Raw genomic sequence first — 21,482 nt, 5'->3', positions numbered from 1 at the left:
AGTCAAAAACTCATGACTACAGTTACATCACAAGAGATTGCAAAATTTCGTTCTCATTTAGCAGATGATCCGCAAGCAATGGAAGCATTAGACTTGATAGAGGATTGCGATGGAGATTTAGAAGATGCGGTAATGACTCTGGCTATTCGGGCTGGACAAGAACCAGAACAAACTAATTCCGACTGGTTGGATGCTTTAGCCAAAAAGTGGCGGGCGGTAATTTGTGAACAAGAATATCGAGAAAACTTGTTAAATGGGTCAATTCAAGGGATGATAGTACATCTAAGGACAATACCGAGTTTTCCCAAAAGTCTGGCTACACCGGTTTTAATTTATATTCTTAAACAAGGTGTGAATAATTTTTGTGAGCCTTTGGATTTGCTAAAGTCACATTAATCCTGAGTTTTAAAATTGATGAATTATCTTGTTGCTGTATTATCAGATCGCATCCAGGCTGAAGCCGCTGATTTAGCTTTAGAAAGAGAAGGGATAAATGGCACTATTCTTGGTAGGGGCTATAAAAGTGCTGATGAGTTTGGTTTAATTGATCCCAAAGAACAAGCGAAAAAACAAGTCAAGCTAATGGCGATTTGGTTAGTACCATTTGGCTTTTTTTCCGGTTTTACCTTCAGTTTGATTACCGGTTTGGATACCTTCGCATGGGCTGGGGAAATTGGAAATCATGTAATTGGCGGCATTCTGGGCGCTGGTAGTGGTGCAATGGGTAGCGTATTTGTAGGTGGTGGAGTGGGTTTATTTGAGGGTGGTGGTGATGCTTTACCCTATCGCAATCGTTTAGATGCAGGTAAGTATTTAATTGTGGTACAGGGTTCGGAAACTCTGACTCGTCAAGCTACTCGCATTCTCCGCCAGTTTGAACCAGAAAATATTCAAGGTTATGCGGAAAATAATTAGTAGATACCAGATCCCCGACTTCTCAAAGAAGTCGGGGATCTATCTCCTCCTGCTCCCTGTCACTCCTATAATTCCATGCTACCTAGAGAAGAACTTTTAAAAGGTGTTGAAAACCGCGATACTGTCGCCCGTGTAATTGATCAAGCAGATCAGGCTATAAAGACGTGGGAAGTAGTATTTACAGATTTTTTGTCTCCGCCGGAGTTGGCGGAAATTCAACGGGTATTTAGCCGCTTGACGGAGGTGCATTCGGTAGCGTGGGGTGGATATCCACAGGCGGAAAGACAAAGGTTAGCGATCGCTCGTGCTGATTTACCATTAGATCAGTCTGAAGTGGCGATTGTGGCTTTAGAAATTGCTGGTAATTTCTTGTTTGATACAGCAAATCACCGGGATTTTTTAGGCGCAATGCTGGGAACGGGGATTGTGCGTGAAAAAACCGGAGATGTGATTGTATTGGGGGAAAGAGGGGCGCAGGTGATTGTTGTCCCTGAATTGGTAGAATTTTTAGAGATGAGTTTGCAACAGGTGCGTTCTGTGCCAGTAAAAACTCGACGCATTGAAATTAATGAGTTAAAAATCCGCGAACCGAAGAAGAAGGAAATGACGACTGTGGAAGCTTCTTTGCGGTTAGATGCGGTAGCTTCGGCTGGGTTTGGGATGTCCCGGAGTAAGATGGTAGATTTGATTGATTCTAATGATGTGCGTGTCAATTGGAAGGAAGTCACCCAAGCCAGTTCTCACGTTAAATCTGGGGATTTAATCGCTATTCGGGGAAAAGGGCGGTTGGAAGTTGGGGAAATTGCGGTGACGAAAAAGGATCGCTATCGGGTGCAGTTGACTAGATATATGTAGGATAAAATTTTGGTTTTACGGGTTGACAGATTATGTTTTATGTGATAGATTGTTAATCTGTGTTGATTACGGACGGTTAGCTCAGGTGGTTAGAGTACATCGTTGACATCGATGGGGTCGTTGGTTCGAGTCCAATACCGTCCATATTTTTATCTCTCATCTGTACTTTTCTTTTCTGCTATTCTCAATTTAGCAGAACGGGAACGGGGGTTTTCTTTTATTTCTTCTTCTGTGGCAATTATGGGTTTTTTTGTCAATACTCGCAATGAGGGGGAATTTCTCAAACCATGTTTAACTGGTCTATCTTCTAAACTGTGAAAACTGATTATGGCTATTCTTCCTTCAGGAATTAGCGCGTGAGGTGCTTTTTCTATTAAGGTTTCCAGGACTTTTAATTCGTCATTGACAGCAATTCGCAAAGCTTGAAAAACACGGGTTGCGGGGTGAATTCTCCCATGACGATATTTAGGAGGGACGGAGTAGGCGATCGCATTGGCTAATTCTGTAGTAGTGTTAAATGGGCGTTTTTCAACTATTCTTCTAGCTATTCTGCGAGAAAGTCTCTCTTCACCGTATTTAAAGAAAATATCCGCCAATTCTTTTTCACCCCATTCATTGATAATATCTCCAGCGGTAAGGGATTGTTGCTGGTTCATTCGCATATCTAAATTTGCGGTATTTCTAAAACTAAAACCACGTTCTGGGTTATCTAAATGATAGGAACTTACTCCCAAATCGGCTAAAATTCCATGATAGGTATTTTCTGGAAATTGGTAATTAGCAAAGTTGCTATGAATAAATTTGACTCTATTTCCAAATTCTGCTAGATTCTCTTTTGCTGCATTTAAAGCATCTTCATCTTGGTCAAGTGCGGTAATTTTCACATCTTCAGCAGTTGCTAATATTAACCGACTGTGACCACCACCACCAACGGTTAAATCTAAATAATGTCCACCAGGTTGGATATTCAAACCTGTAATCACTTCTTGACTGAGAACAGGAATATGGGAAAATGTAACTTCTTCTAAATCTATGGGTGTTTGTGAATCTGATTTCATTATAAAATTCTTAGTAATAGGAATTAAACATTAATAAAACTTATGTACAAATAAGGGAAAAATAAACCACGAAGAAGCGAAGGACACGAATTAAAGAGGGTTTGAGAGATTTTTTGCATAAGTCTTGATAATTAGGAAGCAAGTTTAGCATTGATAAAACTGAAGATTTTTTCTAATTCCAATAAACCAGACAATTCTGCTTGTTCATCTGAATTAAGTAGATTTTCTTTATTCTTTTCTAAGAGTTCTTATAAAATAAGTTGTAACTCTTCAGTAAAAGAAAAAGGACAAAATTGATCTGAAAGATTCAGGTTTATTCCATTTGGTAGCCAAGATGAGGGTTGTTTCATTAATTCTTTCATAAATATCTCCTTAATTGACAATTTTGCTTAACTAAGTTTAGATAATACTTTTGATTTATTAAAATGTAAGTGCTTTTTGCTTTTCAATGACAGAATTAAAATCAATTCCCTTCCAATCTTTAAATAATTTAGCAATTTGTTCAGGTGTTGTAAAATTGTCTGTAAAATATTCAAACTTACCACTATCAATATTTAGGAAAAAATTCAAAAAGCCACAATGATCTTTTACACCAAAACCAAGAGAACAATCAACGCGCCAATTATCTATACTTGTTCCATATTCATTAATAATGGCACAGATTTTTTCAATTTTAATAGAATATTTTTGGCATAATTCTAGTAATTCAGAAAGATTTTTACCAATTTCACAAAATAACTCTATTGCTTGATAGGTTGAATTGGTAGGACGATATTTAAAATCAATTAATGATTCACAAATATCTAAAGCTTCCAAAAATTTTTGTTCAGATGTTTTGTTCATTATAAATATCGAGAATATTGATCATATTTTGAACAAGCGGCGGTTAGAAACCGCATCTACACAGACGAAACCCACCTTCGTGGGTTCTTAATTTAGTCCGCAAAGGCGGACTTTGCTTGTGTAGCCGCGAATTCCATTCGCCGGGATTTTATTAATCTTATTCTAACGGAAAACCGCCATATTTTTCAATTATTTGATCAACATCTTCCATAATCTTTACAGTTTCCGATATGATGGAAATTATATTTTGATAATGGCTAATATCATCAAAATTCAATTGTCTCCCTTTTCTATCTTTCAGCCATTTTTGACAAACTTGATAACCTCCAATATAAAAATTCCAAATTTGCGAGGGAACTTGATCAAAATACTGTTCGGAATTTATCCAAATTTGTTGATGATTTTCATTATATTTGACTTGTTCGACAAGATCAGAACCAGGAATAGCATAAATAGAAATTTCTGTTGCTGTTGCTTTCATTAAAACCCGTTTCCGGTACTCGATGTTGAGCGAAACGGATAAACTTTACATAATCATCTAATAATCCTTTGGGGTTTCTTTCTCCTCTTTAGCTTCAATATGACCAACATCTAAAACACCATTCTTTACCAAAAAATCCGGCGCACCGCAAGCGATTCTTTCCGGTTCATTAATAGCTTGAATACCAGAATCTAAAGACTCCATTAACTTCCTCAAAGCTGGACGATAACTATGCTCAGTAGCATTTTGTCCTTGATAAACTTGATTAACTTCCTGAAAATAAACTTGCAAATAATTCATAACTAAATCACACCCCTTAAAAACTCTGCTTCTCTTACTTTGCGCCTTTGCGCCTTTGCGTGAGCTAAAATTTAACTATAGATATTAATTAGAGTAATTATAAATTAAATCTATCTTGCCACGAAGACAAAATCAGCAAAATCACCAAGCCATTGATACAATTATAGTTTAGTCATCTGCACCGGGAAGATTTTTCCCATTCCCACAACCCCAGGTACATGAAAAAAATCCAGATTCTCAATCCCTTATATATCAGGCTTACCTATAATAATTGAAGAAGCTGCACAAAATAAAACATCAAGTACAAAACCGACTCTGCTATTCTCTCTCCAACGTCACCTGTAGAGATAACCTAGAAATTATCCCTATAAGCTAAATTTTGGCAGACAATAACAATCGTGGCAGGTTAATCTTAGCGGGTCAATTTACAACATCCACAACGGGAGAACAGCAAAATCTATGAGTAGAATCGAAACCCGCACTGAACCGATGGTGCTAAATATGGGTCCTCATCACCCATCAATGCACGGAGTCCTACGTTTAATCATGACCCTAGATGGTGAAGATGTCGTTGACTGCGAACCAGTTATTGGCTATCTACACCGGGGAATGGAGAAAATTGCCGAAAACCGTTCTACAATCATGTATGTCCCCTATGTCAGCCGTTGGGACTACGCTGCGGGGATGTTTAATGAAGCGGTGACAGTTAACGCACCGGAAAAATTAGCGGGTATCACCGTTCCTAAACGTGCCAGCTATATTCGCGTGATTATGCTGGAATTAAACCGCATTGCGAACCACCTATTATGGTTTGGTCCATTCTTGGCTGACGTAGGCGCACAAACACCCTTTTTCTACCAATTCCGGGAACGGGAAATGATTTATGATCTGTGGGAAGCTGCAACTGGCTACCGCATGGTTAATCATAATTATTTCCGAGTTGGTGGTGTAGCTGCGGATTTACCTTATGGTTGGGTAGATAAGTGTTTAGATTTCTGTGACTACTTTATTCCCAAAGTGGATGAATATGAACGCTTAGTTACTAATAACCCGATTTTCCGCCGCCGGATTGAGGGTTTGGGAACTATTAGCCGTGAAGAAGCGATTAACTGGGGACTTTCTGGACCAATGTTACGGGCTTCTGGGGTAAAATGGGATTTACGAAAAGTTGACCACTACGAGTGTTACGATGATTTCGATTGGGATGTTCAGTGGGAAACTGTTGGTGATTGTCTTGCACGTTACATGGTACGGATGCGAGAAATGCGCGAGTCTGTTAAAATAGTTCGGCAAGCGATCGCTGGATTACCCGGTGGACCCTACGAAAACCTAGAAGCCAAGCGGTTAATGGCTGGGAAAAAATCCGAGTGGGATGCTTTTGATTACCAATTCGTTGCTAAAAAAGTTTCTCCTACTTTCAAAGTTCCCAAGGGTGAAATCTACTCCCGTGTTGAAAGTGGTAAGGGAGAATTAGGAATTTATTTAGTTGGTGATAATAATGTTTTCCCCTGGCGCTGGAAAATTCGCGCCGCAGATTTCAACAACCTACAAATTCTACCTCATTTACTCCGAGGAATGAAAGTAGCAGATATTGTTGTTATTCTCGGTAGTATTGACGTAATTATGGGTTCTGTTGATAGATAATCAATCTTGATACTCCAGGACAAGGACTTCAATGTGTATCTTCTGGAATTCTTGTAGAGACGTTCCATGGAACGTCTCTACATTACCTGCCACCTAATGTCTAATTGGCTACGAATTTTCAATTTTTAATTGTTGAAGGTGGGGTTTGATTTTGGAATAAAGGGCGCACAATTAAATACCCAGCGGCAAAACCAGTTATCATAATGAATATAATGGTTATTGCCAGCCACCAACCATTTAAGCCTTTACCCTCAGACTTAGATTGGGGATAGTAGCTAACTTTCTGTTCTTCTATAAATACTGTTTCTGATACTGGTAAGTTTATATTCATCCTTGGTGCAGTAGACTCCTGATGACGGTTTTCAGAAGGGGTAGGTTTTGTTGATGTTTTTGGTCGGGGACGATTTGTTGGCTGACGCGGAGATTCTGCGGTAATAGTTGGTTTAGATGTGTGTTTTACCTCCTGATGATAATGAGGTGTCGGCTGAGGCTGAGGTGGGTAATTAACTTCATGATCAGATAGAGATGGTGCGGGAGAACTGGGTGATGGTGTACTAACTAGCTTTTGCAGTTCTAAGCAAGACTGAATCACCTTAGTAATTTCTTGCCGCAGTTGTTGATTTTCTTGGACTAATTTCTGATTATGACTGGTAATGACATCCAATTTAGATTGGACTGCTTGTAACTCCGCTGTCAACTCTCGATAAACGCAGAGGGGAACAGAAGGGGGGTAGTTATTAGTTGGTTGGCTATAGTGAGATCCTGTAGTTGTTTTCATGGAGATTTTAGTATCAAAATACGGTAGTTAGAGTAAGGGTACGCAAAACCAGAATATGATTATTTATGAGATTATGCCCAAGAATCATAGAAAAATGCACAAAAGGCAAAGATGGGGAAAAATATCAGGAGTCGAGAATGAAAAAAGAAGCAAGAAGGGTTAAATAATTAAAACTACCAGTATATTAACTGATTTTATGTAATTAATACAACGATTAATAAATAAATTTATTTGATCAATAATGGGAAAAAGTGTCCCACTGGTCCTTGTCCTTTGCCAATATCCAAGGAATAGGTAAGGGCATTTGTCACATATTCCTTGGCTATTTGCACTGATGTCCATAGGTCTTTACCTAAAGCTAGATTAGCAGCGATCGCCGCTGATAGAGTACAACCTGTACCATGAGTATTTTTTGTCTCTACCTGTTTCGTTGTCAAAATCTCCAATTGTTCCCCATCAAACCAAACATCAACACCCCGCAAACTTCCAGACATTCCCCCACCCTTGACTAAAACAGCCTTGACTCCTAATTCCCTGTGGATAATTTCCGCTGCTGCTTGCATATCTGCTAAAGAAGTAATTTCTAACCCGCTTAAAATCTGCGCTTCATAACGATTTGGGGTAATAATAGCTGCTAAGGGAATTAGAGTCTTACGAAGAGTTTGTATGGCATCATCATCAATTAATTGCGCTCTTGTGCGTGATACCATCACAGGATCAACCACTAGATTCTCAATTTTATAAGCTGTTATTTGCTGGGCTACAGCCAAAATAATTTCTTGATTGAGCAACATTCCCGTCTTTGCAGCCTGTACGCCAATGTCCTCTACAACCGCCTGAATTTGAGCAACAATAGACCGGGGAGCGATCGCATCAACCCTACTAACTCCCACAGTATTTTGGGCTGTAATGCAGGTAATAGCACTTGTTCCGTGAACACAGTGAAAAGCAAAAGTCCGTAAATCAGTTTGAATTCCTGCACCCCCACCACTATCAGAACCAGCAATAGTTAAAGCCACAGGCACGAAAGTTTTGTTTATTGTCATAATAGAGTTTAATAGCAAATCGTCAAGTCTGTAGGGGCGCAGGGTCTGCGCCCTCGATTATATTACATATATAGCAATTCCCATGCAAGTGAGGTACAAGAAGTCAGAATTAAACGCAGATAAACGCAGATGAACACAGATAATTTTGTCCCTCATTAGACTAGGAAACGCTATAATTGCATCCTAGTGACAACGGCTATATCCTAAAATTTAGTCTGCTCAAAAATCATTACCAGATTAACCTTTACTTGGCATTTAGTTTCTCTAGTTGATTAACTCGAATTGTCAACTTATTAATTTTCTGATTTAATTCAACCACCAAAGTAGCTAAATTCTTAAACATCTTTTCCTGTTGTAACTGTGATAAATTCTGTCTTGCATTAGGAGAAGATTGAGGACTATTAGCAACAGGTGATTGATTATTTTTACTAACCATTAACTCAAGTTGTTGTAAGCGTAATTGCAAACTCCTAACATCAGACTCTAAATTATTAACGCGAAAATCAACTTGCTGCGGTAAAGCAGAACTTAATAAAACACTACTCCAAAAAATAAACACACACATCCCAGTTACTAACCATCTTTTTAAGATCATATTATCAATTACTTAAATAAAAAATAAAAATTGTAGGTTGGGTTGACAAAGGAAACCCAACAAAATTGCTAATTAATCAATTTCTATTTATCAGCTTGCAAAGAAGAAAATAGATTTTTCCAATCTAGATTATTAGCAATTGTTTCACTCTCCTTAACTTCAAAAGTGAGATAACTTGCTTTTGGTTCTTTAATTGCTCTAACACAAATTTCCGCAACATCATCACGGCTAACTTTTCCTTTAATATTATCACCTTGCTCAAAAATTAACTCCTTCCCTCCTGCTGCTTCCGTCAAAGCACAAGGTCTAATAATTGTATAGGGAATACCACTTGCTTTCAGACTTTCTTCTCCTCGCAACTTCCAAGTTAAAATTCCTCCCAATTGGTCATTTAATCTCACTGCTGGTGGTTCTTCATCTAAATTAATTCCTGGTCTTCCAGGACGAGTTACCCCAGCAGAACTGATTAATACAAATTGAGGTAAAGTTTCCCCCCCATAAGCTTGAATGGAAGCAACTTCCAGCGCGAACCCCCCCGGATTAAATGCAGGATTTAAAGCACCATCATATTCAAACTTACTCAACATTAATTGCACAGAACAAACTTTGCTAATGTCCATTGGTGGACAGTCTTTAACAATTTTGGCACGAAATACGGGAACTAAATCTGTAAAAGGAATCTGAATATCTAGCCAAGTATTAGCAACAGTATCAAAAGAATAGCTATAACCAACACCATCCCAAGTTGACTCTGTGCGGATAAATATTTTATAACGTTGTCCATCACCTTTAACCCGCAATTTCACACCTTGATAGCCAGATAAATCCAGCAGAGGTGAAAAATTCTTAGTTCTCACCGAAGCAAACCCCCCAGAATTAGCAGTAGAAACATTACCTGTAAATACTGCTGTATTTTCCCTAATTTGGAAACTACTAGCACTAACACCCCCCATAACCACATCATCTAAAGCACCCCAGATATTTTTGATTTCATCTGATGGTTTCGTAAAATCAAATATCGGTTTTTCACCCGCAGCAACCAGATATTTTGCGGCCGCTGTTACTAAATTTTTCACACCTTGATATTCAACATTTTCTGGTGTATCCCCGACAATTTCCGGCAGATAAAATTTCACACCTTGATTATATTTTGCTCTATCGGGTGTATCTCCCTCCACAGGTTGAACACGCACTGAGGTACAACAAATTACAGCTTGAATATTAGCTATAACTAAATTTGTCAAAGTCTCTGGTTTGGTAATATCTCCAACTACCAAATTAATATCATCACCCAAAACTTGCCGCGCTTTTTCAATATCCCGAACTAAACAGCGCACATTATAACCCTGTGTTATTAATTTCTTAACAACTCGTTTACCCACACCACCCGTTGCACCAGCTACCAGAATTACAGCCATATTTCCTCCTTGTTTTGGTCTATCTTGATAATCTGTGGAACTACCTGGAAATAATTTTTGAATCCAATTAAGAATCGGAAATACTTCAAAGTAAGTTAGGGTTTTAATGAACCTGCATAAATCCCATTGAGAACGGTTGTTATTATTCATAGTTACGATTTAAACATGGTATTTTAGTGTTATTGTATCAATTTTTTGTAGATTTAGATCCCCGACTTCTTTGAGAAGTCGGGGATCTGGATAGCCAGATTACTATTTTTTGGTATAATGCTCATAGAATATGATAATTGCCGTGATGAGCCAATTTGCCAACGCCCAAGCTGAATATGAAAAATTTCCTGAAGAATTTACCAGCATTATTATTAGTACGGTAAATACACAAGGCATCCCTAATGCTAGTTATGCTCCTTTTGTGATGGATGATGATAAGAACATCTATATTTATGTGAGTGGACTAGCTACTCATACGCAAAATATTCAAAATCATCCTTTTGTAAGTGTTCTATTTATTGATGACGAAATTAAAACTAAACAGATTTTTGCTCGTCGGCGGTTAAACTTTGATTGTACCGCAAATTTGCTAGAAAGGGAAACTGAAAAATGGCAGCAAATTGTTGATAAATTTCAGCTTCGTTTTGGAGAACTGATTTCTACATTACGCAGTTTACCAGATTTTCGGATTTTGCAACTGACACCGAATAGCGGACGGTTTGTAATTGGGTTTGGGGCTGCGTATAATATTAGTAATGATAATATAAATCAACTTGTACAAATTACCAAGGATTCACTTTCATAATTATGCTGAAATTTCAACCTCCGGGTTTTGGTAGTAAATTCATTCATACATCTTTGGGGGCAATGGTTTATTATACCCAAATTAGCACTCCTTGGGAAAATACCAAAAATCAAGATTTACCACCATTATTGTTTCTACATAACTTTGGTGGTGGTGCGTCTGCTTATGAATGGTCAAAAATTTACCCAGCTTATGCGTCAAAATATCGAATTTTAGCCCCGGATTTAATTGGCTGGGGAAAATCTGCTCACCCTGTGAGAGATTATCAAATTGAAGATTATTTAACGACGATTCTTGAGTTCATTTCGCAAACTTGTGATCAACCTGTAACCGTCATAGCATCTTCTTTAACTGCGGCTTTTACTATTCGTCTGGCTGTTACTTATCCCGATTTATTCAACGCTTTATTTTTAGTTTGTCCTGCGGGTTTTAATGATTTTGGAGAAGGTGCAGGGAGAAGATTACCACTTTCTTTAATTAATACACCGTTAGTAGATAATTTAATTTATGCTTTAGGTGCAGAAAATGAAATTGCAGTGAGAAACTTTTTGCAGAGTTTTCTATTTGCTAAACCGGAAAGAGTGACACAAGAAATGGTGTCAGCTTATTTAAGTTCTGCACAAAAATATCAAGCTAAGTTTGCAGCTTTGTCTTTTTTACGAGGAAATTTGTATTTTGATTTGAGTTTATATATTCAACAGCTTCAAGTTCCCACTGTGATGTTGTGGGGCGAAAATGCCCAATTTACAAATATGCAATTAGGACGACGGTTAGCAAATTTAAATACTGAGGCAATTCAGGGTTTTCATGAAATACCCGATACGGGAATTCTGCCTCATTTAGAAATACCAGCAGTTGTGATAGGAATTTTGCAAAAATACAACAAAACTGGAAAATTAGAAATCTAAAGGACTAAAATTATCTGTGTTCATCTGCGTTTATCTGCGTTTAATTCTGACTTCTTGTCCGCAAAAGGTTTACACCATCAAGAAAGTTGTAATATAGAAAAAGTAACATAGCTCTTCACTCACCACAACCAATGACATCAACTCTGCTGAAATTTCCACGCCTTAATGCACCTACGCTGCACTATTTACCCAACGGTTTGACGATTATCGCCGAACAAATGCCGATAGACGCGGTTAATCTTAACCTCTGGGTAAAAACCGGTTCTGCAATGGAGTCAGATGCTATTAATGGTATGGCTCACTTTTTAGAACACATGATTTTTAAGGGTACGCAGAAACTCATTAGTGGTGAATTTGAACGCCGGATTGAAGAGCGCGGTGCGGTGACTAATGCTGCTACTAGCCAAGACTACACCCACTATTACACCACAACTGCGCCTAAAGATTTTGCCGAATTAGCTCCTTTGCAAATAGATGTTGTTTGTAATCCGAGTATTCCTGATGATGCTTTTGAACGGGAACGATTAGTAGTTTTAGAAGAAATTAGACGTTCTGAAGATAATCCTAGACGACGAATTTATCGTCATGTCATGGAAACTGCTTTTGATTCCTTACCTTATCGTCGTCCTGTACTGGGACCTGAATCTGTTATTTCTCAAGTTAAACCGCAACAGATGCGAGATTTTCATGCTCATTGGTATCAACCTCAGTCAATTACAGCAGTTGCTGTGGGTAATTTACCAGTAGAAGAATTAGTAGAAATTATTGCGGCAGAATTTAATAAAACTTATCAACAAACTACCAATAAACTAACACAAACAGCAGCAATTCCTGAACCTGCATTTACAGAAATAGTCCGTCGGGAAGTTGTTGATGAAACTCTCCAACAAGCAAGATTAGTGATGATGTGGCGAGTTCCTGGATTGATGGAGTTAGATGAAACTTATGCGCTTGATGTTGTAGCGGGTATTTTAGGACATGGGAGAACATCTAGATTAGTGCAAGATCTACGGGAAGAACGGGGTCTGGTATCTTCAATTTCTGTGAGTAATATGAATAATCTATTACAAGGTGTGTTTTCGATTTCTGCTAAATGTGATGTAGAAAATTTAGCGGCTGTGGAAGCAGGAATTATTCAACATCTTCGCAGATTACAAACAGAATTTGTCAAAGAATCAGAAATTGCCCGTGTTCAACAACGAGTAGCTAATCGGTTTATATTTGGAAATGAAACACCAAGCGATCGCGCTGGGTTGTATGGTTATTATCAGTCATTGATTGGTGACTTAGAACCAGCCTTTAATTACCCCCAATATATTCAAGCACAAGCAGCCACTGATTTAATCCAAGCTACAAAAGATTATCTGTCCCCAGATGCTTATGGTGTCGTTGTCATCAAGCCTGTTTAGTTAAACCTCATCGAAGATAAAAATCGTAGATTAGTTGTTAAACCCTTACAGTTAAGTAGGTGAACACAATAAAACCAAACTGTGTAAAGAAATGTAAAATCCCCCAAACCCTCTTCACTCTTGCCTTTTGCCTTTTGCCTCTTGCCTTGCCATAACGACGATTTTCAATGCTAACCTACTTACCCAAACTATCAAAGATAGTGAATTCAAAGTTGACCAAATCCCCTCCACTAATTTGAGATTTGCGGCTGCTGTGGCAACTTTTGGGATGATATTACGTGATTCTGAATACAAAGGGAATGCTAACTATGATTTGGTGATGAAATTAGCAACTCAAGGTCAGGGGGAAGATCAGGAGGGCTATCGGGGTGAGTTTATGCGTTTGGTAGAGAAATCTAGAAATTTAATGATCAAAAAGTGATGCAATACTGAGCAGTTAAGGAAATATAGTAATCTTATTTGATTTGTGATAGCGTAGCGTGCCGTAGGTATACATTGCAAGAGTCAGATCCCCGACTTCTTAAAGAAGTCGGGGATCTTATTGCTATAAAACCATCCTCTAGAAAGATGATCTATATCAGCAGGGGAAATAAATTAGTGACCATATCAACTCAGAATTAATCTCAATTAAATTGTGAGAAAAAAGAGATTATTTAACTTTTTAGGATTGGTAATAACAATAGCGATCGCTCTTATTAGTTGTCATAATTTGCTATTACCAAAATCACCCCCACCCATTACCGTCAAACTCAGTGGTTGGACAGGTAATCCTCTAGAACAAACACTGTTAAAACAGGTAATCCAAGACTTTGAAAGGCAGGAGTCCCAGATCAAAGTCAAATATGAAGCGATCGCCGATCAATATATGGATGTGATTAAAACCCGCCTAGTAGGAGAAGCCGCACCAGATGTATTTTATCTTGACGCTTTAGAAGCCCCTTTTTTAATGGGTCAGAATGTCCTAGAACCCCTTGATAAATACATTAACCCCAAATTTGACATCACAGACATAGAACCCAACCTCCTCAACAATTTTACCTACCAAAATCATATTTATGGTTTACCTAAAGACTATTCCACCCTAGCCCTATTTTATAACAAACAAGCATTTACTCAAATTGGTTTAACCAATCCACCAACCACATGGGAACAACTCCGTACCTATGCCAAACAATTAACAGGCAAACTGAATAAATATGGCTTTGGTGAAATTCCCGAATTAGCCCGTCAGGCATATAAAATTACCGCTTTTGGCGGAGAAATTATTGATAAAAATGGTTATGCTACCTTTGCCAATGATCCAGGTTTGCAAGGTTTAGAATTAGTCATTAATCAATATCAAAAAGACCGTTCTTCCGCTCAAAAATCTGATGTCGGTACAAATTCAGGGAGTGAAATGTTTGGACAAAATAAGGTAGCAATGGTAATTGAGGGGAATTGGGCAATTCCCTATTTGCAAGAAACCTTTCCCAAACTAGAATTTGCCACAGCAGAGATTCCTAAAATTAATCATCAGAAATCTACAATGGTTTTTACTGTTGCTTATGTCATGAATAAACAAACACAGCATAAACTTGCAGCTTGGAAACTTATTTCCTATCTAACAGGAAAAGAAGGCATGAAAAAATGGACAAGCAAAGGATTTGCATTACCGGCTCGTAAATCAGTAGCACAGCAATTAGGCTATGATCAAGACCCTCTTAGAGCATCATTAGTAGCAGGAGTTAATTATGCCACACCCTGGCAATTAGGCAAGTATCCCGCCGCAATTATCAACAACTTTGATAATCAATTTATTAGTGTTTTGCTAGGACAACAACCATTGAAACAAGCAATGTTAAAAGCGCAAAATGCAGCCAATCAACAAATTCAGGCAGATATGTAGTGTTTGTAATTAAAACTTGTACCCGACTCCAATTTTTCTATTCCTTTCTTCCTTTGCGCCTTTGCGTGAGATATAAAAATGTGTTTCATTTACCAGAAAATCACTGTAATAGACAAATCAAACAAAATTTAACAGCTTATTTATTCATAACTCCCAGTATTTTAGTTTTAGGCACATTTGTAATTTTACCTATACTCTATGCCGTATTTCTTTCCTTACATAAAGTGCAAATGCTAGGAGGGATTCATTACCAGTTTTTCGGATTAGGTAATTTCCAAAGATTGCTAACAGATGAAAGAGTAGAAATTGCTTTAAAAAATACCGCAGAATATGTAGCCATTGTTGTTCCCACTCAAACTATTTTAGCTTTAGGTTTAGCTGTAACACTCAATTCTGGCATTCGCGGGAAAAATTGGTGGCGAATTCTTTACTTTTTACCAACAGTCACATCTTCCGCCGTATTGACACTAATTTTTATGTGGATTTATAACACAAATGGACTCCTAAACAATTTTTTAGCTTTCCTAAAATTACCTATTTATAATTGGTTAGGAGATCCATCTGTTGCTCTTAAAGGAATTATGATCATGAATATTTGGTCAACAGCACCGTTTTTTATGGTGATTTATTTAGCAGCTTTACAGGACATCCCCCAAACCCTTTACGAAGCCGCAGAACTTGATGGTGCTAATAGTTGGGAACAGTTTCTTTATATTACCTTGCCTTTATTAAAACCGGTGACTTTCTTCGTCATAGCAATGGGGATAATTGGGACTTTTCAATTATTTGATCAATCTTATATATTTTCTGGAGGAACTGGTGGACCAAATAACGCTACACTCACCTTAGTTTTGCTAATTTATCAAACCGTATTTCGGAATTTACAGATGGGATATGGTGCAGCGATCGCTTTTTTACTAGCATCTGTAATTATTATCCTCACATTAATTCAGAGACAATTCTTCGGAGGTTATAAAATTTGAATAAAATCCTTGATATTTTCTGGTTTAAAGTTCTATTATATATCTTCCTCACAGTTTATGGAATTATCACCATAATTCCCTTTCTTTGGGCATTTTCCGCATCATTTAAGCCCCTTCCTGAAATCATTAGTGGTGAGTTTAATTTCATCCCCAAACATTTTACTCTTGATAACTACAAACAGATATTTCTGCAAGAACCTTTATTTTGGCGATGGTTATTTAATAGTGTAATTATTGGCGTTACCGTCACAATTTTAAACTTACTATTTAACTCAATGGCAGGTTATGCCCTAGCCAGATTACATTTTCATGGTAAAAGTTTCTGGTTCTTCCTAATTTTGACAGTCTTAGTAGTTCCAGCGCAAATTACCCTAATTCCCACATTTTTAATTCTCAAAGCCATCGGCTGGTTAAATTCATACCCAGGGATGATAGTTCCGAGTATGGTTAATGCTACTTTTATTTTCATGATGCGGCAATTCTTTGTTAATTTCCCTAGAGAATTAGAAGAAGCCGGTCAACTAGATAGTTTAAATGCCTGGGGAATTTTTTGGCACATAGTTTTACCTCTAGCCAGACCAGCATTAGCCGCACAAGCGATTTTTGTATTTATGGGCAGTTGGAATAATTTTTTACTGCCCGTAGTCATTCTTTTTGACCCAGAAATGTTCACCTTACCCTTGGGACTAAACACCTTTAAAGGTCAATATATCAGCTATTGGAACTACATTATGGCAGCCTCAATGGTATTCACCCTGCCCGGTTTAGCCATTTATGCCTTCTTTAACCGCTACTTAATTCAAGGTATTACCTTTACCGGTAGTAAAGAATAATTCCTCAAACTCTTCCTCTCTGCGCCTCTGCGCCTCTGCGTGCAAAAATTCATCCTTTCCTGCCCACAGCAACACAATAAATAGCCGCATGACGTTGCCCATCAATCCCCAACATAGCGTTTAAACTCATATCATGAAATCCACCGAGACAAAGACTGTCCAGCCCCAATTGCACAGCCATTAAACTTATGTTTTCAGCTTGATGACCAGCTTCCAACAGTGCAAAACGATAGCCTCGCGCTCCATATTTGCCCATTGAGCGCATAAAAACCGACGTGAACACAAACAGAGCATTGGCATTGACAATATAATCTTGCTGCAAAAATGCTTCTATAAAATCTGTTGGTACAGCATCATTCACCCAATGTAAACCGTGTCCGCGAGGTTCATAGTGATAAAGTCCGGCAACCAAACCCTCCACTGCTTGTGTAGATACGAACACCTCCAGGGGATACAATCCTCCCGCAGAAGGAGAGTTGCGAGCCTCATAGCATTGATTATCTACCTCACGCAGTCCATTGAGTCCACACCCTGCATCCAGTAGTTGCGCTAAGGAGACAAGTGGCATCACCTGATTTTCAAATGATCGCACAGAACTACGCCGTGCTAAAAGTTCCGACAGCGGGTTATCACGTGGTGCTGGTGGCAATTCCAGAAAGGGATCTTCTGGCAGATATCGCAGTTCAGTAGCCGGAACACGCTTGACATAACTTTTGGGGACTGGAGAGTTCAAATGATAGAGAAGAGCTAACTCCAGAGGTTCATTGACTGTGTGCATTGTTCTAATTTCCTCGTTTTAAGCCATCGGATGTGGGCAGGGATTCAAGTCATTTTTGGTACGTCGGCCACCATAACCTAACCTTTCTGGGACTGCAAACAACCGTCGAGTTCCCAGTGGCTCTTGTCCATAACCAAAATAGATAGGAACTAATTCACTGGCTAAAGTCCGCACGACTCGGAAACCAAGAGAGGCGATATCAGGGGCGGTAATTTCCACTACATAAGGTTCAACACCCACTGAATTCAACTTGGCAACTACTGATTGCAAATTTTCCGCTTCTGATTTAGGTTCATAAATTGGTAAATCTTCAACTTGGCAAGATTGATGATGATGAAATAAGAAATCCAACTCACTCAACCGAGAGGTTGTATAGAAAAAAGCGTTGTGATCATCCAAATTCTGAACATCACTATATTGATGAAGATTAGCCCCAGCACCAGTTTTCATCCGTTCTATGTCGCCAAAGCGAGCCTGACAAACTTCAAAAACTGCCTTGTGAAAAGCCGTTGCTCCATCAAGATGACATCCCATACCAGTGGAAACAGCGGGACCTTTGCCCGAACGGTCAATTAACATAGCCATGAAAACTGGGACTTGAATATCAGTAATCAACTGGAAGACAACTAACTCAATGCCAAAGCGGGCATAGTGGCGGGCAATTTCCGTCTCAATTCCTGGCAGGTGGTCAAAATAGATGCGCGGAGCGGGGAGACGATTTAACCAAGTAATGATGAAAGCATCGCGTTCAATTAATTCGCACAAACCCCTGTAGGCTGCAAACTCCCAAGATGGTCCACTAGCCATACCGTTAGTAGTGACAGGTAAAATATGATCTCCTGGTTGGTTGCCATCCCAGTCTAAATAAACCAAAAACGCTGGAATTAAAACCTGTTGGTTACTAGATAAAGAAAGGGCATTTATCCACGAAGTCTGCATTGTGGGATTAAAAGCTGGAAAAGGGAAATTTGGATCAGAGTATTGTTGGTTAGAAAAAGGGGAAAAAACCGCAGGAGAAACGGCACGATTACCTAATTCTTCATAGTTACTAACAGTCAGTTGCCGATGATCAACAATACCACCGCAGTATCTTTCTATAGCTTCGCCCACAGCCCCAAAAATGGCTTGTTCATCCGTCATGCCTCTGCCGACACCGTAGCGTAAATCATCCTGCTGTTTGCGAAGCTGGAAATTTGCTAATTCGGCTTGCCACAAAACCGGGAAATCGAACTCTGTATAAGGCTTGGTGAATCTATCTAAGGATCGAATAATGCCAGTATGGGGGCTGACTAAATCTTGCCAGCGGGGACTGGCGATCGCCCCTGGTACTGCGCTCTGCGAAATCGCTGTATTCACTGTGTTCTCTCCTATCTCCTATCTTTTTCCGTTCCCTGTTCCCTGTTCCCTATTCCCTTTCTTTGGTGAACAATGGGGACAACCTGGTTTCTTGAGAACAACATTGTGAGTCAGCTTTGTACCAAGTAAGTCTATATGTAGTAATTTTCCGTCAGTAGCCATAGGTAGACCGAGCATCATCTTCACCGCATCAAGAGCCATATAACTTCCCACCAACATCTGACCTATTGGTAAATTTTCCCGTAGTCGTGGTTGAGAACGCCGTTCCCGGTTGAGCAACTGTTCAACCGCCAATTCCGCCTCTGGAAACTTAGAACAAGCCATAGACCGCATCCGATAGCATAGATAACAGGGTCCATCCTTGGCAAAAACCAGTGGACCGACATTTCCCTCAATCCCAGCCGCCCCACCCGGTAGCAATGGGCGCTGCATCTTCAGGCATAGTCTATTTAGACGATAGGCTAGATTTACAGATACGGCATCAGTAGCAACAATCACTAGATCAACATCCGCCAACAAAGGATTGATGGTTGTATCGTCATTTAAATTATCTGTAACAATCTCAGTTTGAGTAACTCCACCAATGGCTTCAATTTGTCGAGCCGCTTCCACACCCCGAAAAGCACCAATTTTATTCAATACTGAGCCTGACATCATCAAGGAATCCGACGGCAGGATACAGGCATCATCGCACAAACGGACAAAACCAATACCAGCAGTAGCCAGATTAATTGCTGCTATCAGTCCCGAACCTCCCAGTCCAAAAACAGCAATCCTGGCATTAGCTAAGTGTTTCCGAGCATCTTTTTGGTTAAAGCCTAATTCATGATAAAGACTAATTTGAGGCAGTAAATAAGCACGACTATCTAAATCATCTGGATTTTCCAAAGACTCTTCCACTAGGCGATTGTCCATCAAAAACTCTAAACATTGATTTAGAGAAGAATCGGTCAATTGTTCGCCAATAGCATCGCGGATTTCTCCTATTGTGCGAGAGCCGTCTAGTAAAGGTAAAACAATTTTTTCTACATTATGCAAAGCGTGACCCTGTACTCTCAGGGTTCGCCGTGTCGTATTAAATATCATACTTTCTTCGCCACTGCAATCTGCCGGCATTACATTAATGACAACGTGTTCTAGTAGCCGGAGCCGCTTACCATCATTTAATTTCATAGACTTTATTGCAAAAATTGAATCCTGCTATCAATAGCAATTAAAAGAATTAAAAACCCTGTTTTTGCTAACAAAAAATATTGAGAAAAAACAGGGTTTTTATTACGCTTTTTCAGCCAGATGTTGGGTATCTAAACTCAAAAAACTCGGTTTCTTGAATTACTGAATTGCTGTTCTATCTCTAGGTTTAGTTAGTATCCAAATCCAAGTTCATCAGTGTCTTCCAACACACTTGATACTGTTGCATGACATCCTCCACAACCACCACAAGGTCTACCACAACCACCGCAAGGTCTACCACATCCACCACAAGGTCTACCACATCCACCACAAGGTCTACCACATCCACCGCATCCACCACAGCCACCGCAATGAGCAAACCATCTTTGGGTGGTTTCAGAGTCAAATACTCCCGACATTGCTAATTTTTCTAAAGTTGCTATTTCCTCCTCAGACAACAGAAGTTTCTCTAATTTGTCGGCTTGATCTACCAAACGCATTTCTATTGTTGGTTGATTCAGTGTTTTTTCTGCCAGCATTGTCACTTACTCCTTTTAAATTGAATTCAATAACCTGTTTGCACATCTGTATTTGAGTTTATGAAAAGCTGTGATGATTTTTTGAGTCATTCAGTATTCACAAGTTTGAAGAATAATCAAAAAATCAAGCAATCACTAATGCCTAACTATTATCCCGATACAGATATAGTTAAAAAGCATGAAGACTCATTCTTAAGATTTCACTAGTCCACAAAAGAGCAAAACCAATTTATAATCAATGCGGGGAAGTATCAGATGAGATTTATATTTCGTAAAACCTTGTCTTTTAGGAAAATTGCTCTTGTCAGAATTGCCAATTATGTCTTCATTTGCTTATCCAACTTCTACAAGAATATCTTTTTCTAGACAATTTTCTTCTTTCTTGAGTAGTATTATTTTATCTCTTAATAGATTCAGGCTCAATTTATAAAATTGTGCTAATGATGAATCAAATTCTTATAATTTAAAGTAATTTTGTAGTTAAAGCCAATTTAAAATAATGCTCATAGGTAGGTGAACACAATAAAATCAAAGTGTGTAAAGAAAAGTAAAATCGCCCAAAGCTTCTTCACTCTTGCATGATTGCCTCTTGCCTTCCCATAACGACAATTTTCAATGCTAACCTACTTAGCTGATTTAAAAGCGTAGTTCTATTTCTTTATAGTTACTCCTTTAGTAAGATTGTCAGACAGCATACAGTTGAAAAATTTTAAAATATTCATCCTTAAGAAGTGGAGAACAAAAATTTTCAAAAGTAAGATATTAAGTTAATAGACAGCAAAATCCGAAAAATCTCTGATAAATTTGCTAGTAAATGATTAAACTTCTCCGGTAAAGATTGTAGAGACGTTCCATGGAACGTCTCTACAAGGGTTTCAAACTACGCACT

Annotated in this window: 23 protein-coding genes and 1 tRNA gene; 12 read left to right on the top strand and 12 right to left on the bottom strand. The window is 38.7% G+C overall.

Annotation, left to right across the window (positions count from 1 at the left end):
- The first annotated feature begins 12 nt into the window (after positions 1-12).
- The 4 genes from HEQ36_RS11720 (at position 13) to HEQ36_RS11705 (ending at position 1,914) form a co-directional block, all read left to right on the top strand.
- Positions 13-396: a hypothetical protein gene (locus tag HEQ36_RS11720; protein ID WP_053538888.1), complete on the top strand. Its 384-nt coding sequence runs from the start codon at positions 13-15 to the stop codon at positions 394-396.
- Positions 397-414: 18 nt separating this feature from the next.
- Complete coding sequence (locus HEQ36_RS11715) at positions 415-915, top strand: hypothetical protein (RefSeq protein ID WP_053538887.1); 501 nt, start codon at positions 415-417, stop codon at positions 913-915.
- A 75-nt stretch (positions 916-990) separates the two neighbouring features.
- Positions 991-1,770: a photosystem II S4 domain protein gene (locus HEQ36_RS11710; RefSeq protein ID WP_168636122.1), complete on the top strand. Its 780-nt coding sequence runs from the start codon at positions 991-993 to the stop codon at positions 1,768-1,770.
- A 70-nt stretch (positions 1,771-1,840) separates the two neighbouring features.
- Positions 1,841-1,914 (top strand) — tRNA-Val (locus tag HEQ36_RS11705).
- Positions 1,915-1,919: 5 nt separating this feature from the next.
- Here HEQ36_RS11705 and rsmH read toward each other — a convergent pair.
- The 4 genes from rsmH to HEQ36_RS11685 all read right to left on the bottom strand — a co-directional run bounded on the left by rsmH (position 1,920) and on the right by HEQ36_RS11685 (position 4,452).
- On the bottom strand, positions 1,920-2,828 hold the full coding sequence (rsmH, locus tag HEQ36_RS11700; protein WP_053538886.1) for a 16S rRNA (cytosine(1402)-N(4))-methyltransferase RsmH: 909 nt from the start codon (positions 2,826-2,828) through the stop codon (positions 1,920-1,922).
- A gap of 420 nt (positions 2,829-3,248) precedes the next feature.
- Entirely contained in the window at positions 3,249-3,671 is a 423-nt protein-coding gene (locus HEQ36_RS11695; protein ID WP_053538885.1) for a hypothetical protein, read from the bottom strand.
- A gap of 157 nt (positions 3,672-3,828) precedes the next feature.
- Positions 3,829-4,152 (bottom strand): type ISP restriction/modification enzyme, encoded by a 324-nt coding sequence (locus HEQ36_RS11690; RefSeq protein ID WP_053538884.1) that lies wholly within the window; start codon positions 4,150-4,152, stop codon positions 3,829-3,831.
- A gap of 57 nt (positions 4,153-4,209) precedes the next feature.
- Positions 4,210-4,452 (bottom strand): hypothetical protein, encoded by a 243-nt coding sequence (locus HEQ36_RS11685; RefSeq protein WP_053538883.1) that lies wholly within the window; start codon positions 4,450-4,452, stop codon positions 4,210-4,212.
- Between the two features lie 459 nt (positions 4,453-4,911).
- Between HEQ36_RS11685 and HEQ36_RS11680 the strand changes: the two genes are divergently transcribed.
- Complete coding sequence (locus HEQ36_RS11680) at positions 4,912-6,096, top strand: NAD(P)H-quinone oxidoreductase subunit H (protein ID WP_053538882.1); 1,185 nt, start codon at positions 4,912-4,914, stop codon at positions 6,094-6,096.
- A 118-nt stretch (positions 6,097-6,214) separates the two neighbouring features.
- On the opposite strand, the gene HEQ36_RS11675 is transcribed toward HEQ36_RS11680, so the two are convergent.
- The 4 genes from HEQ36_RS11675 to HEQ36_RS11660 all read right to left on the bottom strand — a co-directional run bounded on the left by HEQ36_RS11675 (position 6,215) and on the right by HEQ36_RS11660 (position 10,083).
- Complete coding sequence (locus HEQ36_RS11675; RefSeq protein WP_168636123.1) at positions 6,215-6,874, bottom strand: hypothetical protein; 660 nt, start codon at positions 6,872-6,874, stop codon at positions 6,215-6,217.
- A 227-nt stretch (positions 6,875-7,101) separates the two neighbouring features.
- Entirely contained in the window at positions 7,102-7,920 is an 819-nt protein-coding gene (thiD, locus tag HEQ36_RS11670; protein WP_168636124.1) for a bifunctional hydroxymethylpyrimidine kinase/phosphomethylpyrimidine kinase, read from the bottom strand.
- A gap of 244 nt (positions 7,921-8,164) precedes the next feature.
- Complete coding sequence (locus tag HEQ36_RS11665; RefSeq protein WP_205748520.1) at positions 8,165-8,515, bottom strand: hypothetical protein; 351 nt, start codon at positions 8,513-8,515, stop codon at positions 8,165-8,167.
- Positions 8,516-8,598: 83 nt separating this feature from the next.
- The gene (locus HEQ36_RS11660; RefSeq protein ID WP_168636125.1) at positions 8,599-10,083 is read right to left on the bottom strand and encodes a CIA30 family protein; all 1,485 of its coding nucleotides are present in this window, start codon (positions 10,081-10,083) and stop codon (positions 8,599-8,601) included.
- 145 nt (positions 10,084-10,228) lie between these two features.
- Here HEQ36_RS11660 and HEQ36_RS11655 point away from each other — a divergent pair, with 145 nt between their 5' ends.
- The 7 genes from HEQ36_RS11655 (at position 10,229) to HEQ36_RS11625 (ending at position 16,747) form a co-directional block, all read left to right on the top strand.
- On the top strand, positions 10,229-10,729 hold the full coding sequence (locus tag HEQ36_RS11655; RefSeq protein WP_168636205.1) for a HugZ family protein: 501 nt from the start codon (positions 10,229-10,231) through the stop codon (positions 10,727-10,729).
- A gap of 2 nt (positions 10,730-10,731) precedes the next feature.
- Positions 10,732-11,637 carry an alpha/beta hydrolase gene (locus HEQ36_RS11650; protein WP_168636126.1) on the top strand — a complete coding sequence of 302 codons (906 nt, stop codon included), beginning with the start codon at positions 10,732-10,734 and terminating at the stop codon, positions 11,635-11,637.
- Positions 11,638-11,768: 131 nt separating this feature from the next.
- Positions 11,769-13,046 carry a pitrilysin family protein gene (locus HEQ36_RS11645; RefSeq protein WP_168636127.1) on the top strand — a complete coding sequence of 426 codons (1,278 nt, stop codon included), beginning with the start codon at positions 11,769-11,771 and terminating at the stop codon, positions 13,044-13,046.
- 127 nt (positions 13,047-13,173) lie between these two features.
- Entirely contained in the window at positions 13,174-13,467 is a 294-nt protein-coding gene (locus tag HEQ36_RS11640) for a YfbK domain-containing protein (RefSeq protein WP_233455480.1), read from the top strand.
- Between the two features lie 213 nt (positions 13,468-13,680).
- Entirely contained in the window at positions 13,681-14,931 is a 1,251-nt protein-coding gene (locus HEQ36_RS11635; protein ID WP_168636128.1) for an ABC transporter substrate-binding protein, read from the top strand.
- A gap of 80 nt (positions 14,932-15,011) precedes the next feature.
- Positions 15,012-15,914, top strand: a complete 903-nt coding sequence (locus HEQ36_RS11630) for a sugar ABC transporter permease (RefSeq protein WP_168636129.1) — start codon at positions 15,012-15,014, stop codon at positions 15,912-15,914.
- Positions 15,911-16,747, top strand: a complete 837-nt coding sequence (locus HEQ36_RS11625) for a carbohydrate ABC transporter permease (RefSeq protein ID WP_053538873.1) — start codon at positions 15,911-15,913, stop codon at positions 16,745-16,747. Before HEQ36_RS11630 ends, HEQ36_RS11625 begins: the two co-directional genes overlap by 4 nt.
- Before the next feature lie 49 nt (positions 16,748-16,796).
- On the opposite strand, the gene HEQ36_RS11620 is transcribed toward HEQ36_RS11625, so the two are convergent.
- From HEQ36_RS11620 to HEQ36_RS11605, 4 genes are all read right to left on the bottom strand, one after another.
- The gene (locus tag HEQ36_RS11620) at positions 16,797-17,525 is read right to left on the bottom strand and encodes a SagB/ThcOx family dehydrogenase (RefSeq protein WP_168636130.1); all 729 of its coding nucleotides are present in this window, start codon (positions 17,523-17,525) and stop codon (positions 16,797-16,799) included.
- 18 nt (positions 17,526-17,543) lie between these two features.
- A complete protein-coding gene (locus HEQ36_RS11615; RefSeq protein ID WP_290707767.1) occupies positions 17,544-18,881 on the bottom strand; it encodes a YcaO-like family protein in 1,338 nt (445 codons plus the stop codon).
- A gap of 18 nt (positions 18,882-18,899) precedes the next feature.
- Entirely contained in the window at positions 18,900-20,054 is a 1,155-nt protein-coding gene (locus HEQ36_RS11610; RefSeq protein ID WP_053538871.1) for a TOMM precursor leader peptide-binding protein, read from the bottom strand.
- 191 nt (positions 20,055-20,245) lie between these two features.
- Positions 20,246-20,593 (bottom strand): hypothetical protein, encoded by a 348-nt coding sequence (locus HEQ36_RS11605; RefSeq protein ID WP_053538870.1) that lies wholly within the window; start codon positions 20,591-20,593, stop codon positions 20,246-20,248.
- Positions 20,594-21,482 lie beyond the last annotated feature (889 nt).

Source organism: Anabaena sp. 54 (genome assembly GCF_017355725.1).
GTDB lineage: Bacteria > Cyanobacteriota > Cyanobacteriia > Cyanobacteriales > Nostocaceae > Dolichospermum > Dolichospermum heterosporum.
Note: the sequence above shows the minus strand (reverse complement) of the source record. Positions and strands in the feature narration are given on the sequence as shown.

What these genes read in the sequence shown, in the direction of transcription:
- HEQ36_RS11720 (WP_053538888.1), top strand. Translation starts at nt 13, where the DNA reads ATGACTACAGTTACATCACAAGAGATTGCAAAATTTCGTTCTCATTTA.
- HEQ36_RS11715 (WP_053538887.1), top strand. Translation starts at nt 415, where the DNA reads ATGAATTATCTTGTTGCTGTATTATCAGATCGCATCCAGGCTGAAGCC.
- HEQ36_RS11710 (WP_168636122.1), top strand. Translation starts at nt 991, where the DNA reads ATGCTACCTAGAGAAGAACTTTTAAAAGGTGTTGAAAACCGCGATACT.
- rsmH (WP_053538886.1), bottom strand. Translation starts at nt 2,828, where the DNA reads ATGAAATCAGATTCACAAACACCCATAGATTTAGAAGAAGTTACATTT.
- HEQ36_RS11695 (WP_053538885.1), bottom strand. Translation starts at nt 3,671, where the DNA reads ATGAACAAAACATCTGAACAAAAATTTTTGGAAGCTTTAGATATTTGT.
- HEQ36_RS11690 (WP_053538884.1), bottom strand. Translation starts at nt 4,152, where the DNA reads ATGAAAGCAACAGCAACAGAAATTTCTATTTATGCTATTCCTGGTTCT.
- HEQ36_RS11685 (WP_053538883.1), bottom strand. Translation starts at nt 4,452, where the DNA reads ATGAATTATTTGCAAGTTTATTTTCAGGAAGTTAATCAAGTTTATCAA.
- HEQ36_RS11680 (WP_053538882.1), top strand. Translation starts at nt 4,912, where the DNA reads ATGAGTAGAATCGAAACCCGCACTGAACCGATGGTGCTAAATATGGGT.
- HEQ36_RS11675 (WP_168636123.1), bottom strand. Translation starts at nt 6,874, where the DNA reads ATGAAAACAACTACAGGATCTCACTATAGCCAACCAACTAATAACTAC.
- thiD (WP_168636124.1), bottom strand. Translation starts at nt 7,920, where the DNA reads ATGACAATAAACAAAACTTTCGTGCCTGTGGCTTTAACTATTGCTGGT.
- HEQ36_RS11665 (WP_205748520.1), bottom strand. Translation starts at nt 8,515, where the DNA reads ATGATCTTAAAAAGATGGTTAGTAACTGGGATGTGTGTGTTTATTTTT.
- HEQ36_RS11660 (WP_168636125.1), bottom strand. Translation starts at nt 10,083, where the DNA reads ATGAATAATAACAACCGTTCTCAATGGGATTTATGCAGGTTCATTAAA.
- HEQ36_RS11655 (WP_168636205.1), top strand. Translation starts at nt 10,229, where the DNA reads ATGAGCCAATTTGCCAACGCCCAAGCTGAATATGAAAAATTTCCTGAA.
- HEQ36_RS11650 (WP_168636126.1), top strand. Translation starts at nt 10,732, where the DNA reads ATGCTGAAATTTCAACCTCCGGGTTTTGGTAGTAAATTCATTCATACA.
- HEQ36_RS11645 (WP_168636127.1), top strand. Translation starts at nt 11,769, where the DNA reads ATGACATCAACTCTGCTGAAATTTCCACGCCTTAATGCACCTACGCTG.
- HEQ36_RS11620 (WP_168636130.1), bottom strand. Translation starts at nt 17,525, where the DNA reads ATGCACACAGTCAATGAACCTCTGGAGTTAGCTCTTCTCTATCATTTG.
- HEQ36_RS11610 (WP_053538871.1), bottom strand. Translation starts at nt 20,054, where the DNA reads ATGAAATTAAATGATGGTAAGCGGCTCCGGCTACTAGAACACGTTGTC.
- HEQ36_RS11605 (WP_053538870.1), bottom strand. Translation starts at nt 20,593, where the DNA reads ATGCTGGCAGAAAAAACACTGAATCAACCAACAATAGAAATGCGTTTG.